The sequence below is a fragment of the Rathayibacter sp. AY1F3 genome (assembly GCF_002931975.1).
In the GTDB taxonomy this organism is placed as follows: domain Bacteria; phylum Actinomycetota; class Actinomycetes; order Actinomycetales; family Microbacteriaceae; genus Rathayibacter.
Genome location: NZ_PSVF01000003.1, coordinates 135,711 through 148,498 on the forward strand (window position 1 = coordinate 135,711; position 12,788 = coordinate 148,498).

The window sequence follows — 12,788 nt, forward strand, 5'->3', positions numbered from 1 at the left end:
TACGTGGTGCATCCTGTGCCCGGGCCGTCCCGGTGTCGGACCCGTCCCGTACCGTTGTCGTCGCGGGAGGGCACTCCCGCTCCCCCCGTCCCTCCGAGCAGAGGCAGCGATGACCGACGCCCCACCCACCGCCGACGCACCCTGGCCGGTCGGCCTGCTCGCCAGCAAGATCAAGGGCTGGATCGAGCGCCTCGGGACCGCGTGGGTCGAGGGCGAGATCACCCAGTGGGGCGCGTCCGGCGGCAACGTCTACGGGAAGCTGAAGGACCTGTCCGGAGACGCGACGGTCGGCTTCACCGTCTGGTCGTCGGTGCGGAGCCGCCTCCCGGCCGACCTCAAGCAGGGCGATCGGGTCATCGCGCTGGTGAAGCCCAACTACTGGGTCAAGGGCGGCACGCTCTCGATGCAGGTCTTCGAGATGCGCCACGTCGGCCTGGGCGATCTGCTCGAGAAGCTCGAGCGGCTCCGCCGGCAGCTGGCGTCGGAGGGGCTGTTCGACGCCTCCCGCAAGAAGCCGCTGCCGTTCCTCCCGCACGGCGTGGGCCTCATCACCGGCAAGGACTCGGACGCCGAGAAGGACGTGCTGCGGAACGCGCAGCTGCGCTGGCCGGCCGTGCGCTTCCGGGTGGTCCACTCGGCCGTGCAGGGCGACCGGACGGTCCCGGAGGTGCTCTCGGCCCTGCGGACCCTCGAGGCCGACGACAGCATCGACGTGATCGTGATCGCCCGCGGAGGCGGCGACTTCCAGAACCTGCTCGGCTTCAGCGACGAGGCGCTCGTGCGCGCCGTCGCCGCCTGCTCCACTCCGGTCGTCAGCGCGATCGGCCACGAGGCCGACCGCCCGCTGCTCGACGACGTCGCCGACCTGCGCGCCTCCACTCCCACCGACGCCGCGAAGAGGGTCGTGCCCGACGTCTCCGACGAGCTGCTGCGCGTGCAGCAGGCCCGGCTGCGGATGACCGGCCGCGTGAGCGGGCTCGTCTCGCACGAGATCGACCGGCTCTCGCAGCTGCGCTCGCGGCCGGTGCTCGCCCAGCCGCACGTGCTGGTCGACCGGCACGCCGAGGAGCTGACCCGCTGGGTCGCGCGCGGCGCCGAGCTGGTGGACCGCCGCCTCGAGCGCGCGCACCTCGAGGTCGAGCGCCTGCACGGCCACCTGCGCGCCCTCTCCCCCCAGCACACCCTCGACCGCGGCTACGCGATCGTCCAGAACGCGGCCGGGCACGTCGTCCGGGCGCCCGGTGAGGCGCCGGCCGGCGGCGCACTCGTCCTCACGCTCGCGGAGGGGGCCGTCGGCGCCCGCTCCGAGGGGCCCACCGGCGATCCCGCCGGCCGGTCCTGAGCCCGCCGCGCCACCCGTCCCCCCTCAGCCCCGATCGATAGGATCAGACCCATGCCCGACTCCCCCGACGCCCCGGCGACCGACTCCGACGTCTCGGGATTCTCCTACGAGCAGGCGCGCGACGAGCTCGTCCGCGTCGTGTCCGAGCTCGAGCAGGGCAGCTCCACCCTCGAGCGCTCGCTCGCCCTGTGGGAGCGCGGCGAGGCCCTCGCCGCCCGCTGCGAGGAGTGGCTGATCGGAGCACGCGCCCGGCTGGACGCGACCCGCTCCGGAGGGGCGGCCGCCGGATGAGCCGCGCGAAGCCCGCGCGGGTCGTCGCCGAGCTCGGGCGCCCGGAGACGGCCGCCGAGACGGCCGCACGCAAGGCCGAGAACTCCCGGCTCTACCGTCAGCGCAAGACGGTCAACAACCTCGTCTTCTCGCTGCTCGCGACCGTCGGCGCCGTAGCGCTCATCGTCCTGCTCGTCCCCCGCGGCGACACCGTGGAGCTCTCCTCGGTCGACGTCCCCCGCGTCGCCGCACAGGTCCAGCTGGGCGAGGAGCAGACGCTCGCCGTGCCCTCCCTGCCCGAGGGCTGGAAGGCCAACGCGGCCGAGCTCCGCCGCGAGAACGGCACCGACTACTGGTACGTCGGCCTGATCACCCCGAAGGCGGGCTACATCGGCCTGAGCCAGGGGCTCGACGCGGACGCGGCCTGGGTCGCGACGCAACTCGACCGCCGGGCGGCGACCGGCGTCGAGACGATCGACGGCCGCGACTGGACCGTCTACGACCACCGCGACTCCGGCGACGACACCGGCAACACGCCCTACGCACTCGAGACGACGGAGGGCTCCAGCACCTACCTCGTCTACGGCACGGCCCCGACGGACGAGATCCGCCTGGTCGTCGATGCCATCACCCCGCAGATCGGCCAGGAGGAGTCCCGATGAGCCTCGGAACCAGCAGCACCGTCCCCCGCGAGTCCCGCCCGCCGGCGTGGGTCTGGAAGGAGATGCTCCGCGGCAACCAGCGCTTCGTCGCCGGCGAGCCCCGCCACCCCCGCCAGGACGTCGAGCGCCGCGCCGAGCTCGCCGCCGCGCAGGCCCCGCTCGCCGCGCTCTTCGGCTGCAGCGACTCCCGCCTCGCGGCCGAGATCATCTTCGACCTGGGGCTCGGCGACCTCTTCGTCGTCCGCAACGCCGGCCAGGTGATCGCGGACTCCATCATCGGCTCGCTGGAGTACGGTGTCGCCGTCCTCGGCGTGAAGGTGCTGCTCGTGCTCGGCCACGACGAGTGCGGAGCGGTCCGGGCGGCGATCCAGTCGCAGGCGCCCGGCGCCGAGCGGCTCCCCCCGCACATCGAGCACCTGATCGAGCCGATCATCCCCGCGGTGCGCCGCCTCGTGGGCGCTCAGCCGGACGGCCGCGTGCTCGTCGACCCGTCGGCGACCGACGCGCTGGCCGTCGGCCGCGAGCACCTGCGCGACACGGTCGCCGAGCTGCTCCAGCGCTCCCCGCTGATCGCCGACGCTGTCGCGACCGGGCGGCTCGCCCTCGTGGGCGCCAACTACCGGCTCTCGGACGGCACCGTGATGTCCGATGTCGTGCTCGGCATCGATCCGCCCGAGCTCAGCCCCTACGTCTCCGAGCTGGAGCGCGACTCCGGCTCGGCCTCCTCCGCCGCCGCTCCGAGCGCGGTGGGATCGGATCCCGCGTGAGCGGCTCCGGACAGCACAGCACCAACCGATCAGACAAGGACGAACACAGCGTGGTGGATCACTCCCCGACCGACGACTCCGGCGACTTCCGCATCGAGCACGACACGATGGGCGAGGTGCGGGTCCCCCGCGACGCCCTCTACGCCGCGCAGACCCAGCGGGCGGTCGAGAACTTCCCGATCTCCGGTGCGGGCCTCGAGCCTGCCCAGATCGCGGCCCTCGCCCGCATCAAGAAGGCGGCGGCGCTGGCCAACGCCGAGCTGGGCGTGCTCGACGCCGACATCGCCACGGCGATCGCCGACGCGGCCGACCTCGTCGTCGGGGGCGGCTACGACGCGCACTTCCCGATCGACGTGTACCAGACCGGCTCGGGCACGTCCTCGAACATGAACATGAACGAGGTGCTGGGCTCGCTGGCGACCACGGCCCTCGGCCGCACCGTGCACCCGAACGACCACGTCAACGCCTCGCAGTCCTCCAACGACGTGTTCCCCACCTCGGTCCACGTCGCCGTCACCGGCGCGCTCATCGAGTCGCTGATCCCCTCGCTCGAGCAGCTCGCCGAGTCGCTCGAGGTCAAGGCGGAGCAGTGGGCCGAGGTCGTCAAGGCCGGCCGCACCCACCTGATGGACGCCACCCCCGTCACGCTCGGCCAGGAGTTCGGCGGCTACGCCGCGCAGATCCGCCTCGGCATCGAGCGCGTGCAGTCGGCGCTCCCCCGCGTCGCCGAGGTCCCGCTCGGCGGCACCGCGGTCGGCACCGGGATCAACACCCCCGCCGGCTTCCCGCAGAAGGTCATCGCGCGCCTCGCGGAGGAGACGGGCCTTCCCGTCACCGAGGCCCGCAACCACTTCGAGGCCCAGGGCGCGCGGGACTCGCTGGTCGAGGCCTCCGGAGCGCTGCGCGTGCTCGCGGTGAGCCTGACCAAGATCAACAACGACCTCCGCTGGATGGGCTCCGGCCCCAACACCGGCCTCGGAGAGCTGCGGATCCCCGACCTCCAGCCCGGATCCTCGATCATGCCCGGCAAGGTGAACCCGGTGATCCCGGAGGCCGTCCTCATGGTCTGCGCGCGCGTGATCGGCAACGACGCCACCATCGCCTGGGCCGGCGCCTCCGGTGCCTTCGAGCTCAACGTCGCGATCCCCGTCATGGGGACGGCGCTGCTGGAGTCGATCCGCCTGCTCGCGAACTCCGCCGTGCTGCTCGCCGACAAGACCGTCGACGGCCTCGAGGCCGACGTCGAGCACGCCCGCGCCCTCGCCGAGTCCTCCCCCTCGATCGTCACGCCGCTCAACAAGGTGATCGGCTACGAGGCCGCCGCCAAGGTCGCGAAGAACTCGGTCGCCAAGGGGATCACCGTCCGCGAGTCGGTCGTGGACCTCGGCTTCGTCGAGCGCGGCGAGGTGACGGAGGAGCAGCTCGACAGCGCCCTCGACGTCATGTCGATGACCCACCCCGGCTGAGCCCGGCCCTCCGACGGCCCGTCCCTGCGCTCGGCGCGGAGGCGGGCCGTCAGAGCACCAGCCAGAATCCCGCGAGCAGGAACGGTCCGAACGCGACCCGTCCGCGGACGCGCAGCACGAGCACCCACAGCCCTGCCACCGCGAAGCCGACAGCGGGCGCGGCGACGACCTGCTCGGGTCCGAGAGCCGCGAGCGGCGGTGCGAGGGCCGCCTGGAGCTTCACGTCGCCGAGACCCAGCCCGCCCGCCGCATGCAGCACGCCCAGGCACAGCACCGTCGCGAGGACGGCGACAAGCGTCCCCTCCGTGGGCGCGAGGACGGCTCCGACCACCAGCAGCGGGAGCGTGACCGCGTTCGGGAGCCGGTGCCCGCGCACGTCCGCCAGCACCAACGGCACGCTCACGAGCGCCACCGGGACGAGGCCGGGCGCCCGACCGAGGTGCGGGGCCCCGATCAGGAGGAGCACCAGGGCGCCGAGGAGCAGGGCGGCCCAGTCGAGCAGAGATCCGCGGAGCATCCGCCGAGACTAGGGGGCGACGCCCTCGGGGCGTCGGAGTTCTCCACAGGGCGGCCCGCCGGCGTGCTCGGGCGGCAGCGGGTCCCATCCCCGGCCTCAGTCGTGCGGCGGCAGCGGTCCCAGCAGGAGCGACGCCCAGGCGCCGTGCGCCGACGCGTCGTCGGAGGGGTGGAACTGCCCGGCGAGCACGTCGCGGTAGAGGCGACCGAGCTCCGACCGGCGCTGATACGCCGAGCCGCCCGCGATCCGGACGGCGCTCTCGACCACGCGGAGCGCTCCCTCCGTGGTGCGGATCTTCACCCCCACCAGCGACGGGAACCAGCGCGCGCCCCGGTCGACGAGCGCGTCCACGTCGGCCGCCGCCGAGCGCAGGGGCGCCTCGAGCCCGTCGAGCAGCATCCCGGTCTCAGCCACCCGGTGCCGCACCTCGGGGTCCTCCGCCAGTGGCCGCCCTCCCGCCCGGAGGGAGGTCCGTCGGCGGACGGAGGCGACGGCGAGCTCGAGCGCGCGCTGCGCGACACCGAGGTAGACCGAGGAGATCAGCAGCTCGAAGGCCGCGAAGACGGCGAAGACGAAGGGGTCGGCGGTCGGTCCGACGGGCAGCGAGCGGATCATCCGCTCGGCCGGGACGACGACGCCGCCGAGCACCGTCGTGCGGCTGTGGGTCGCCCGCATGCCGAGCGTGTCCCAGTCGTCGCGGACCTCGAGCCCGGCGACCGGAGACTCCGGGCTCTCACGGTGCACGAAACCGTGCACGAGCCGCGGCTCCGACCCACTGTCGTCGCGGCCGAACACGCCGAGCCGCGTCCAGGCGGGCGCGAGGGAGGTGAAGACCTTCGTGCCGGTGAAGCGGTAGCCGCCGTCCCCGAGCGGCTCCGCCCGCGTCAGCGAGTCCGAGAGCACCAGGTCGTTGCCCGCCTCGCTGTTGCCGAAGGCGAAGACGTGACCCGCCGCGGCGTCGACGAGGACCGAGCGGAGGGAGTCGTCGCCCCGCTCGAGCAGGAGTCGCGCGATCCCGGTCCAGACCAGGTGCATGTTGACGGCGAGCGCGGTCGCGGGCGCGGCCGTCGCGAGGCGCGTCTGCTCGGCGGCCGCCTGCTCCAGGCCGAGGCCGGCACCGCCGAGCTCCTCGGGGACGAGCAGCGCCAGGTAGCCGATCGAGCGCAGCTCCTCCAGGTCGTCCGCGCAGAACGCGTTGCGCTCGTCGTAGTCGGCCGCGCGGGTGCGGAAGCGCTCGAGGAGCGCGTCGTCGAGGATGCTCACCCGTCCACGCTACGCCCCGGTGCCCTGCAGGGACGCGCCCGGCCAGGGGATCCTCGGATCCCACGGGCCGGACGCACGGCGAGCCCGTCAGGCGAGCTCGTTCGACTCCAGCATCTCGGTGACCAGAGCGGCGATCGCCGAGCGCTCGGAGCGGGTCAGCGTGACGTGCGCGAACAGCGGGTGGCCCTTCAGCGTCTCGATCACGGAGGCGACCCCGTCGTGCCGGCCGACCCGGAGGTTGTCGCGCTGCGCCACGTCGTGGGTCAGCACCACCCGGGAGTTCTGCCCGACCCGCGAGAGCACCGTGAGCAGGACGTTCCGCTCCAGCGACTGCGCCTCGTCGACGATCACGAACGCGTCGTGCAGCGAGCGCCCGCGGATGTGCGTGAGCGGCAGCACCTCGAGCATCCCGCGCTCGATCACCTCGTCGAGCACGTTCTGCGACACCAGCGCCCCGAGCGTGTCGAAGACCGCCTGCGCCCAGGGGTTCATCTTCTCGGCCGCGTCGCCGGGCAGGAAGCCGAGGTCCTGGCCGCCCACCGCGTAGAGCGGCCGGAAGACCATGATCTTCTTGTGCTGGCGCTTCTCCAGCACCGCCTCCAGGCCCGCGCAGAGCGCCAGCGCCGACTTGCCGGTGCCGGCCCGGCCGCCGAGCGAGACGATGCCGACCTCCGGGTCGAGCAGCAGGTCGATCGCGAGCCGCTGCTCCGCCGACCGCCCGTGCAGGCCGAACACGTCCTTGTCGCCGCGGACCAGCGTGATCTGCCGCTTGCCGGTGACCCTCGCGAGAGCGGAGCCGCGGTCGGAGTGGACGACGAGTCCGGTGTTGACCGGGATGTCGGCCACGACGTCCGTGAAGAGCCGCTCGCGGTCGTAGAGCTCGCTCATCGCGTCGCCGCCGAGCGTCACGTCGTCCATGCCGGTCCAACCGGACTCGGGGGCCTGCTCGGCCAGGTACTCCTCCGCGGCGAGGCCGATGGAGGCGGCCTTCACGCGCATCGGCATGTCCTTGGACACGACGGTGACCGCGGCGCCCTCGCTCTGCAGGTTGAGCGCGACGGCGAGGATCCTCGCGTCGTTGTCGCCCATCTGGAGCCCGCTCGGCAGCACCGACATGTTCGAGTGGTTGAGCTCGACGCGGAGCGTGCCGCCGCGGCCGACGGCGATGGGGAAGTCGAGGCGCTCGTGCTGCACGCGCAGCTCGTCGAGGCGGCGCAGGGCCTGCCGGGCGAAGTAGCCGATCTCGGGATCGTTGCGCTTGCCCTCGAGCTCGCTGATGACGACGATCGGCAGCACGACGGCGTGCTCCGCGAACCGGAACATCGAGGACGGATCCGACAGCAGCACCGAGGTGTCCAGGACGTAGGTGCGGAGGAGCTGATCGGCCGGATCCGAGGAGCCGTGCTGGACACGGCGGTGGACGCCGCCCTGCGTCCCGGTCTGCGGATCCATGCCCTGGGGAACTGTCACGACGACTCTCCACACTCCGGGGGCCGGAGCCCCCGGCTCATGTCCTCGAGCCGGTCTCATCGGTGCGTGTCGTGCACCGCGCAGTGTCCCTTCGGCGTCTGCGCGATGTCGAGCCGTACTTCTGTGGCCGTCTCGACCAGGCGCTGTACCTGATGACTCGAACCTAACCCGGCGAATGACATCCGTGTGCTTCTCACCGCTACGAATGTGTAACCAGTGTGTGAACGCGCGGAATCCGGCCTAGTAGTCGATGCTCGTGGCCGACGAGATCAGGGCGGCGCGGAGCAGCGCGAGGGTCGCGTCGGTGGTGCCGGCGTGCGCGCTGAAGCGGACGGTGCTCGGACGCAGGCGCGCGGTGACGCCGTGCGCGGCGAGGGAGGCCGCCAGCGGGGCCAGTTCCTCCGGCTCCGGCTCGACGACCACGATGCCGGCGCGCTCGTGCTCGCCGCGGGAGCCCACGACCGCCAGCCCGAACTCGTCCGCGAGGTCGACGATCGCGCTGACCCGCTCCGCCACGAGCGCGGCGATCGTCGACTGCCCGACCGCGGCGACCTCCTCCAGCGCCGACGCGAGCCGGGCCTGGGCGATCGGGTCCGGGTTGCTGATGCTGAAGGCGCGGGCGTCGCCGCGCGGCGGAGCCACCTCGTCCCACGGCTCCGCCTGCTCCGATCCCGTCCAGCCGGAGAGCACCGGGGTCAGCCGCGACAGCGCCCGCTCGCTGAGCGCGAGGAAGCCCGTCCCCCAGCCGGCGCGGAGCCACTTCTGGCCGCCGGTGACGACCACGTCCGCCAGCTCGTAGGGCGCGTCGACGACGCCGAAGCCCTGGATCGCGTCGAGGACGAGCATCCGGTCGCCGATCACGTCCCGGATCGCCGCGACGTCCGCGAGGTAGCCCGTGCGGGAGTCGACCAGGCTCACCGCGACGGTCGTCACGTCGTCCGTGAGCTGCTCGCGGACCGCCTCCGGCGTCACCCGTCCCTGCTCGGTCCGCAGCCAGCGGGGCTCCACCGAGCCGAGAGCCTGCGCCGAGCGCACCGCCGCGAACGGCAGGCTCGGGAACTCCGCGGCCGACAGCAGCACCGCGCCCGAGGCGCCGAACAGCGCGTGCAGGAGGCCGGTCGAGGTGTTGGGCTGGAAGACGACGCTGTCGGCGGGGACGCGCACGAGCGCCGCCGCCGCCTCCCGGACGCGCACGTCCTGCCGGAACAGCTCGTCGAGGGTGCCGCTGCGCGCGCGCACCAGCAGCTCGACGGCCGCCTCCTGCTCGGCGGCGACGGTCGCCGAGAGCGGGCCCACCCGGCCGAAGTCGAGGTACCCGGTCTCCTCGCCGAAACCGGCGAGGTAGTCCTCGGTCGTGGTGGAGGTGGCCTCGTTCGAGCTCATGCCGGCCCTTCCGGTCGGTGGTGCGGCAGGAGCCGCGAGGTCAGCTGCCGAAGCGGCGGTGCCGTCCGGCGTAATCGCGGAGCGCGCGGAGGAAGTCGACCTCGCGGATGTCGGGGCCGAGCGCCTCCATGAAGTAGAACTCGCTGTGCGCGCTCTGCCAGAGCATGAAGTCGGAGAGGCGCTGCTCCCCCGAGGTGCGGATGACCAGATCGGGGTCGGGCTGCCCGCTGGTGTACAGGTGCTCGCCGATGAGCTCCGGGGTCAGCAGGCCCGCGACGTCCTCGATGGAGGAGCCGCGCTTGCCGTGCTCCTCCAGGATGCTCCGCACGGCCTGGGCGATCTCGTGCCGCCCGCCGTAGCCGACCGCGAGATTGACGTGCAGGCCCGTGTGGGAGGCGGTGCGCGCCTCCGCCGTGTCGAGCGCGGCCACGAGCGAGGGCGGGAGGCCCTCGTCGGAGCCGACGTGCTGCACGCGCCAGTCGGGCTGCTGGGAGACCTCCTCGGCGAGGTCGGCGATGATCGCGATCAGCTCGGACAGCTCGCTGCTGTCGCGGCCGACGAGGTTGTCCTGCGAGAGCAGGTAGAGGGTGACGTGGCGCACGCCGAGCTCGTCGCACCACTGCAGGAACTCGTGCACCTTGGCGGCGCCGGCCCGGTGGCCGTGCGCGGCGGTCTCGAGGGCCCGCTGCCGCGCCCAGCGCCGGTTGCCGTCGATGATCATCGCGACGTGGTTCGGCAGGGAGTCGGGGGGAAGGCTCGAGCGGAGGCGCTTCTTGTAGACGCCGTAGAGGAGGTCCCTTCCCACAGGCAGTCTCGGCTTCGGCACAGTGACACGGTAGTCGACCCGGGGCGCTCCTCGAAGCCCGGCGGCGCTCGGCGTCGGCCCGGGACGGCGTCGTAGTCTGTCCGGCATGAGCCAGCGGCCGACGCCTCCCCCGTCCGATCCCCGCGCCCGCACCGTCCGCGGCGGAGACGCCGTCGGAGCGGACGGCCCGGACCTGCCCGCCCTCCCCCTCGTCGAGGACGCGATCGAGCACGACTCCTCGGCGGAGGTCCGGCCCACCTGGCGCGGCTGGATCCACGCCGGCCTCTTCCCGCTCGCGATCGTCGCCGGAGTGGTGCTGATCGTGGTCGCGGAGGGGACCGCGGCGAAGTGGGCGGCCGCGGTGTTCGCGACCACGTCGCTCCTGCTCTTCGGCAACTCCGCTCTGTACCACCGCTTCGACTGGAAGCCGCGGACGAAGATGATCCTCAAGCGGATCGACCACGCCAACATCTTCCTGCTGATCGCCGGCACCTACACGCCGCTGGCCGTGCTCGCCCTGCCGCCCGCGCAGGGCACGCTCCTGCTGGTCCTGGTCTGGGCGGGGGCGCTGCTCGGGATCGGCTTCCGCGTCTTCTGGATCGGCGCGCCGCGCTGGCTCTACGTGCCGCTCTACCTGCTGCTGGGCTGGGCGGCCGTGATGTACCTCGGTCCGCTCTTCGAGGCCAGCGCGACGATGATGGTGCTCGTCCTCGTCGGCGGGCTCTGCTACTCCGCCGGAGCCGTGATCTACGGGATCAAGAAGCCCAACCCGGTCCCGGGCGTCTTCGGCTTCCACGAGATCTTCCACGCGCTCACGGCCGTGGCGTTCCTCTGCCACTGGACGGCGGCGCTGATCGTCTCGCTCCACCCCGCCTACAACGCCTAGCGGGGCCCGGGCCCATCGCTGCGGGCCGGGCTCAGCCCTCGCTGCGCTCCGCCTCCTCGGCGTCGAGCCGCTCCTTCACCTGGGCGGTGTAGGTGGTGCGCCGCACGCGCCGGACCATGTCGAGCGCGAGGAGGACGGCGGCCAGAGCGATCACGAGCATCGTGATGAAGCCGAAGAGGCCCGGCGTGACCGTGTCCTCGTTGAACTCGGGACCCGGGGTCGGCACCGTCGTGGAGGCGAGAACGACGGCGCGCTGGGCGCCCTCGAGCAGCCCGGCGATCACGCGCGCACCTCGTCGGCGACGACGACGCCGGAGCCGTCGGGCTCCGGGGACACCGGGGCGTCCCCCGAGGGCTCGGGGTCGGGCGCGATCGGCGGGACGACCGCGGTCGGGCCCGGGGCGAGCTCGGCCAGGTCGAGACCGGCGAAGAGATCCGTCTCGGGCGTCGGCGCGTCGACCCGGCTCTCGACGAGCTGGAAGTCGTCGGTCGGCCAGGCGGCGTCGATCGCCTCGTGCGGGAGGAAGAAGAAGGCGTTGTCCGGAGCGACCTGGCTGGCGTGGGCGAGCAGGGCCGCATCGCGCCGATCGTGGAAGCCGGAGATCACGACCCGCGTGGTCGCGAGGTACGGGGTGTCCTCGTTCCAGCGCTTCATCTCCTCGAAGACCGACAGGCGCGGGTCCTCCGGGTCGATCGAGCGCAGGTGCTCGGCGATCGCCCGCAGCTTCTGGCCGCTGAAGACGCGGTCGTAGTACAGCTTCGAGACCGACCACGGAGCGCCCGCGCCCCGGTACCCCTCGGCGAGGCCCGCCGCGCGGTACGCCTCGACGGCGACCTGGTGGGCGCGGATGTGGTCGGGGTGCGGGTAGCCGCCGTTCTCGTCGTAGCTGATGATCACGTGCGGGCGGAACCGGCGGACCAGGCGCACGAGCGGAGCGGCGGCCGTGGCGAGCGGCAGGCCCGCGAACGAGGCGGCGTCGACCTTCCCGTCCTCGGGCATGCCGGAGTCGACGAAGCCGAGCCAGGCGTGCTCGACGCCGAGCGCCTCGCGAGCGGCCGCCATCTCGTACCGGCGGAGGCCGCCGATGTCGCGCTCGGCGTGCGCGCGGGCCTCGAGGCCCTCGTTCAGCACGGAGCCGGCCTCGCCTCCGGTGCAGGAGACCACCATGACCTCGGCGCCCCGCGAGGCGTAGGCGGCCAGCGTCGCCGCGCCCTTGCTCGACTCGTCGTCAGGATGGGCGTGCACGGCGAGGAGGCGCGGAGTGTCCCGCACCTCCGAATCGACGGAGACCTCGACGGCCTGGGACACGATCGCTCGATTCCTCGGGGTTTAATGGGATCGGCGCTCCCGTCCGCGAAGGACGCGCGCCACCCGTCCAGAGTAGACGCATCACCCAGGGAGTTCCGTGGCCGCCCGCACGTCCGAGAGCGTCGAGGGAGCCGCCGCGCCCGCGCTCGATCCGGACGCCGTCCGCGCCGCTGGACCCCTCGCCACCCGCTACGGCCGCACGACGCGCACCCGCCGCGGGAACCGCTGGCTCTTCGGCGGTGTCGCGCTCGCCTTCGTCGCCGTCTTCGCCGCCTGGGTCGTCTGGGCCGGACTCGACGGAGCACGCGGCGGGGTGGACGTCCAGGACACCGCGCACCAGGTCGTGGACGACCGCACCGTCACCGTCTCCTTCGACCTCACCGCGCCCGTCGGCCGCGAGGTCGCCTGCGCGGTCCAGGCCCTCAACGAGCAGTCCGCCGTGGTCGGCTGGCTGGTCGTGGAGTACCCCGCCTCGACGGAGCGCTTCCGCTCCTACACGGAGACCGTCCGCACCACCGAGCTCGCGAACACAGGTTTGATCTCCTCCTGCTGGCTCCCGTAGGCTTGCCCGAAGCCCTGACGGACTCGTCGGGGCCTCGCCATTCCCACCGCCGCCTGACGCCGGCCGTCCCCACCGCCGGACGCGGAC

The 12,788-nt window shown here is 73.1% G+C and carries 14 protein-coding genes; 7 read left to right on the plus strand and 7 right to left on the minus strand.

Annotation, left to right across the window (positions count from 1 at the left end):
- Positions 1–109 precede the first annotated feature (109 nt).
- Genes xseA through C5C39_RS03485 form a run of 5 tightly spaced genes read left to right on the plus strand, consistent with a single transcriptional unit; the run spans position 110 to position 4,507 of the window.
- The gene (xseA, locus tag C5C39_RS03465; RefSeq protein WP_104352682.1) at positions 110–1,342 is read left to right on the plus strand and encodes an exodeoxyribonuclease VII large subunit; all 1,233 of its coding nucleotides are present in this window, start codon (positions 110–112) and stop codon (positions 1,340–1,342) included.
- A gap of 51 nt (positions 1,343–1,393) precedes the next feature.
- Positions 1,394–1,633 (plus strand): exodeoxyribonuclease VII small subunit, encoded by a 240-nt coding sequence (locus tag C5C39_RS03470; RefSeq protein WP_104352683.1) that lies wholly within the window; start codon positions 1,394–1,396, stop codon positions 1,631–1,633.
- The gene (locus C5C39_RS03475; protein ID WP_104225525.1) at positions 1,630–2,274 is read left to right on the plus strand and encodes a DUF4245 domain-containing protein; all 645 of its coding nucleotides are present in this window, start codon (positions 1,630–1,632) and stop codon (positions 2,272–2,274) included. The genes C5C39_RS03470 and C5C39_RS03475 overlap by 4 nt, the downstream gene beginning before the upstream one ends.
- Positions 2,271–3,041 (plus strand): carbonic anhydrase, encoded by a 771-nt coding sequence (locus C5C39_RS03480; protein WP_208543312.1) that lies wholly within the window; start codon positions 2,271–2,273, stop codon positions 3,039–3,041. Before C5C39_RS03475 ends, C5C39_RS03480 begins: the two co-directional genes overlap by 4 nt.
- Before the next feature lie 50 nt (positions 3,042–3,091).
- On the plus strand, positions 3,092–4,507 hold the full coding sequence (locus tag C5C39_RS03485; RefSeq protein WP_104224420.1) for an aspartate ammonia-lyase: 1,416 nt from the start codon (positions 3,092–3,094) through the stop codon (positions 4,505–4,507).
- Between the two features lie 49 nt (positions 4,508–4,556).
- Here C5C39_RS03485 and C5C39_RS03490 read toward each other — a convergent pair whose 3' ends face one another.
- From C5C39_RS03490 to C5C39_RS03510, 5 genes are all read right to left on the minus strand, one after another.
- Positions 4,557–5,024 carry a prepilin peptidase gene (locus C5C39_RS03490; protein ID WP_104352684.1) on the minus strand — a complete coding sequence of 156 codons (468 nt, stop codon included), beginning with the start codon at positions 5,022–5,024 and terminating at the stop codon, positions 4,557–4,559.
- A gap of 96 nt (positions 5,025–5,120) precedes the next feature.
- Positions 5,121–6,287, minus strand: a complete 1,167-nt coding sequence (locus C5C39_RS03495) for an acyl-CoA dehydrogenase family protein (RefSeq protein ID WP_104352685.1) — start codon at positions 6,285–6,287, stop codon at positions 5,121–5,123.
- Between the two features lie 87 nt (positions 6,288–6,374).
- A complete protein-coding gene (locus C5C39_RS03500) occupies positions 6,375–7,739 on the minus strand; it encodes a PhoH family protein (RefSeq protein ID WP_104224423.1) in 1,365 nt (454 codons plus the stop codon).
- Between the two features lie 258 nt (positions 7,740–7,997).
- Positions 7,998–9,140, minus strand: a complete 1,143-nt coding sequence (locus C5C39_RS03505; protein ID WP_104352686.1) for an aminotransferase class V-fold PLP-dependent enzyme — start codon at positions 9,138–9,140, stop codon at positions 7,998–8,000.
- Between the two features lie 40 nt (positions 9,141–9,180).
- On the minus strand, positions 9,181–9,945 hold the full coding sequence (locus tag C5C39_RS03510) for an isoprenyl transferase (protein WP_308471206.1): 765 nt from the start codon (positions 9,943–9,945) through the stop codon (positions 9,181–9,183).
- Between the two features lie 106 nt (positions 9,946–10,051).
- On the opposite strand from C5C39_RS03510, the gene C5C39_RS03515 reads away from it, so the two are divergent.
- Positions 10,052–10,831, plus strand: coding sequence for a hemolysin III family protein (locus tag C5C39_RS03515; RefSeq protein ID WP_104249532.1), 780 nt, complete (start codon positions 10,052–10,054; stop codon positions 10,829–10,831).
- 31 nt (positions 10,832–10,862) lie between these two features.
- Here the strand turns inward: C5C39_RS03515 and C5C39_RS03520 are convergent, their stop codons facing one another.
- Both C5C39_RS03520 and mca read right to left on the minus strand, forming a co-directional pair.
- Positions 10,863–11,114, minus strand: coding sequence for a hypothetical protein (locus tag C5C39_RS03520; protein WP_244230611.1), 252 nt, complete (start codon positions 11,112–11,114; stop codon positions 10,863–10,865).
- Positions 11,111–12,139 (minus strand): mycothiol conjugate amidase Mca, encoded by a 1,029-nt coding sequence (mca, locus tag C5C39_RS03525; protein WP_258075764.1) that lies wholly within the window; start codon positions 12,137–12,139, stop codon positions 11,111–11,113. The genes C5C39_RS03520 and mca overlap by 4 nt, the downstream gene beginning before the upstream one ends.
- 97 nt (positions 12,140–12,236) lie before the next feature.
- Between mca and C5C39_RS03530 the strand changes: the two genes are divergently transcribed.
- Positions 12,237–12,701 (plus strand): DUF4307 domain-containing protein, encoded by a 465-nt coding sequence (locus C5C39_RS03530; RefSeq protein WP_104224427.1) that lies wholly within the window; start codon positions 12,237–12,239, stop codon positions 12,699–12,701.
- Positions 12,702–12,788: the final 87 nt, after the last annotated feature.

Bases quoted from the DNA above. Each gene is read 5' to 3' on its own strand.
- xseA (WP_104352682.1), top strand. From the start codon at position 110: ATGACCGACGCCCCACCCACCGCCGACGCACCCTGGCCGGTCGGCCTG.
- C5C39_RS03470 (WP_104352683.1), top strand. From the start codon at position 1,394: ATGCCCGACTCCCCCGACGCCCCGGCGACCGACTCCGACGTCTCGGGA.
- C5C39_RS03475 (WP_104225525.1), top strand. From the start codon at position 1,630: ATGAGCCGCGCGAAGCCCGCGCGGGTCGTCGCCGAGCTCGGGCGCCCG.
- C5C39_RS03480 (WP_208543312.1), top strand. From the start codon at position 2,271: ATGAGCCTCGGAACCAGCAGCACCGTCCCCCGCGAGTCCCGCCCGCCG.
- C5C39_RS03490 (WP_104352684.1), bottom strand. From the start codon at position 5,024: ATGCTCCGCGGATCTCTGCTCGACTGGGCCGCCCTGCTCCTCGGCGCC.
- C5C39_RS03500 (WP_104224423.1), bottom strand. From the start codon at position 7,739: ATGGATCCGCAGACCGGGACGCAGGGCGGCGTCCACCGCCGTGTCCAG.
- C5C39_RS03505 (WP_104352686.1), bottom strand. From the start codon at position 9,140: ATGAGCTCGAACGAGGCCACCTCCACCACGACCGAGGACTACCTCGCC.
- C5C39_RS03515 (WP_104249532.1), top strand. From the start codon at position 10,052: ATGAGCCAGCGGCCGACGCCTCCCCCGTCCGATCCCCGCGCCCGCACC.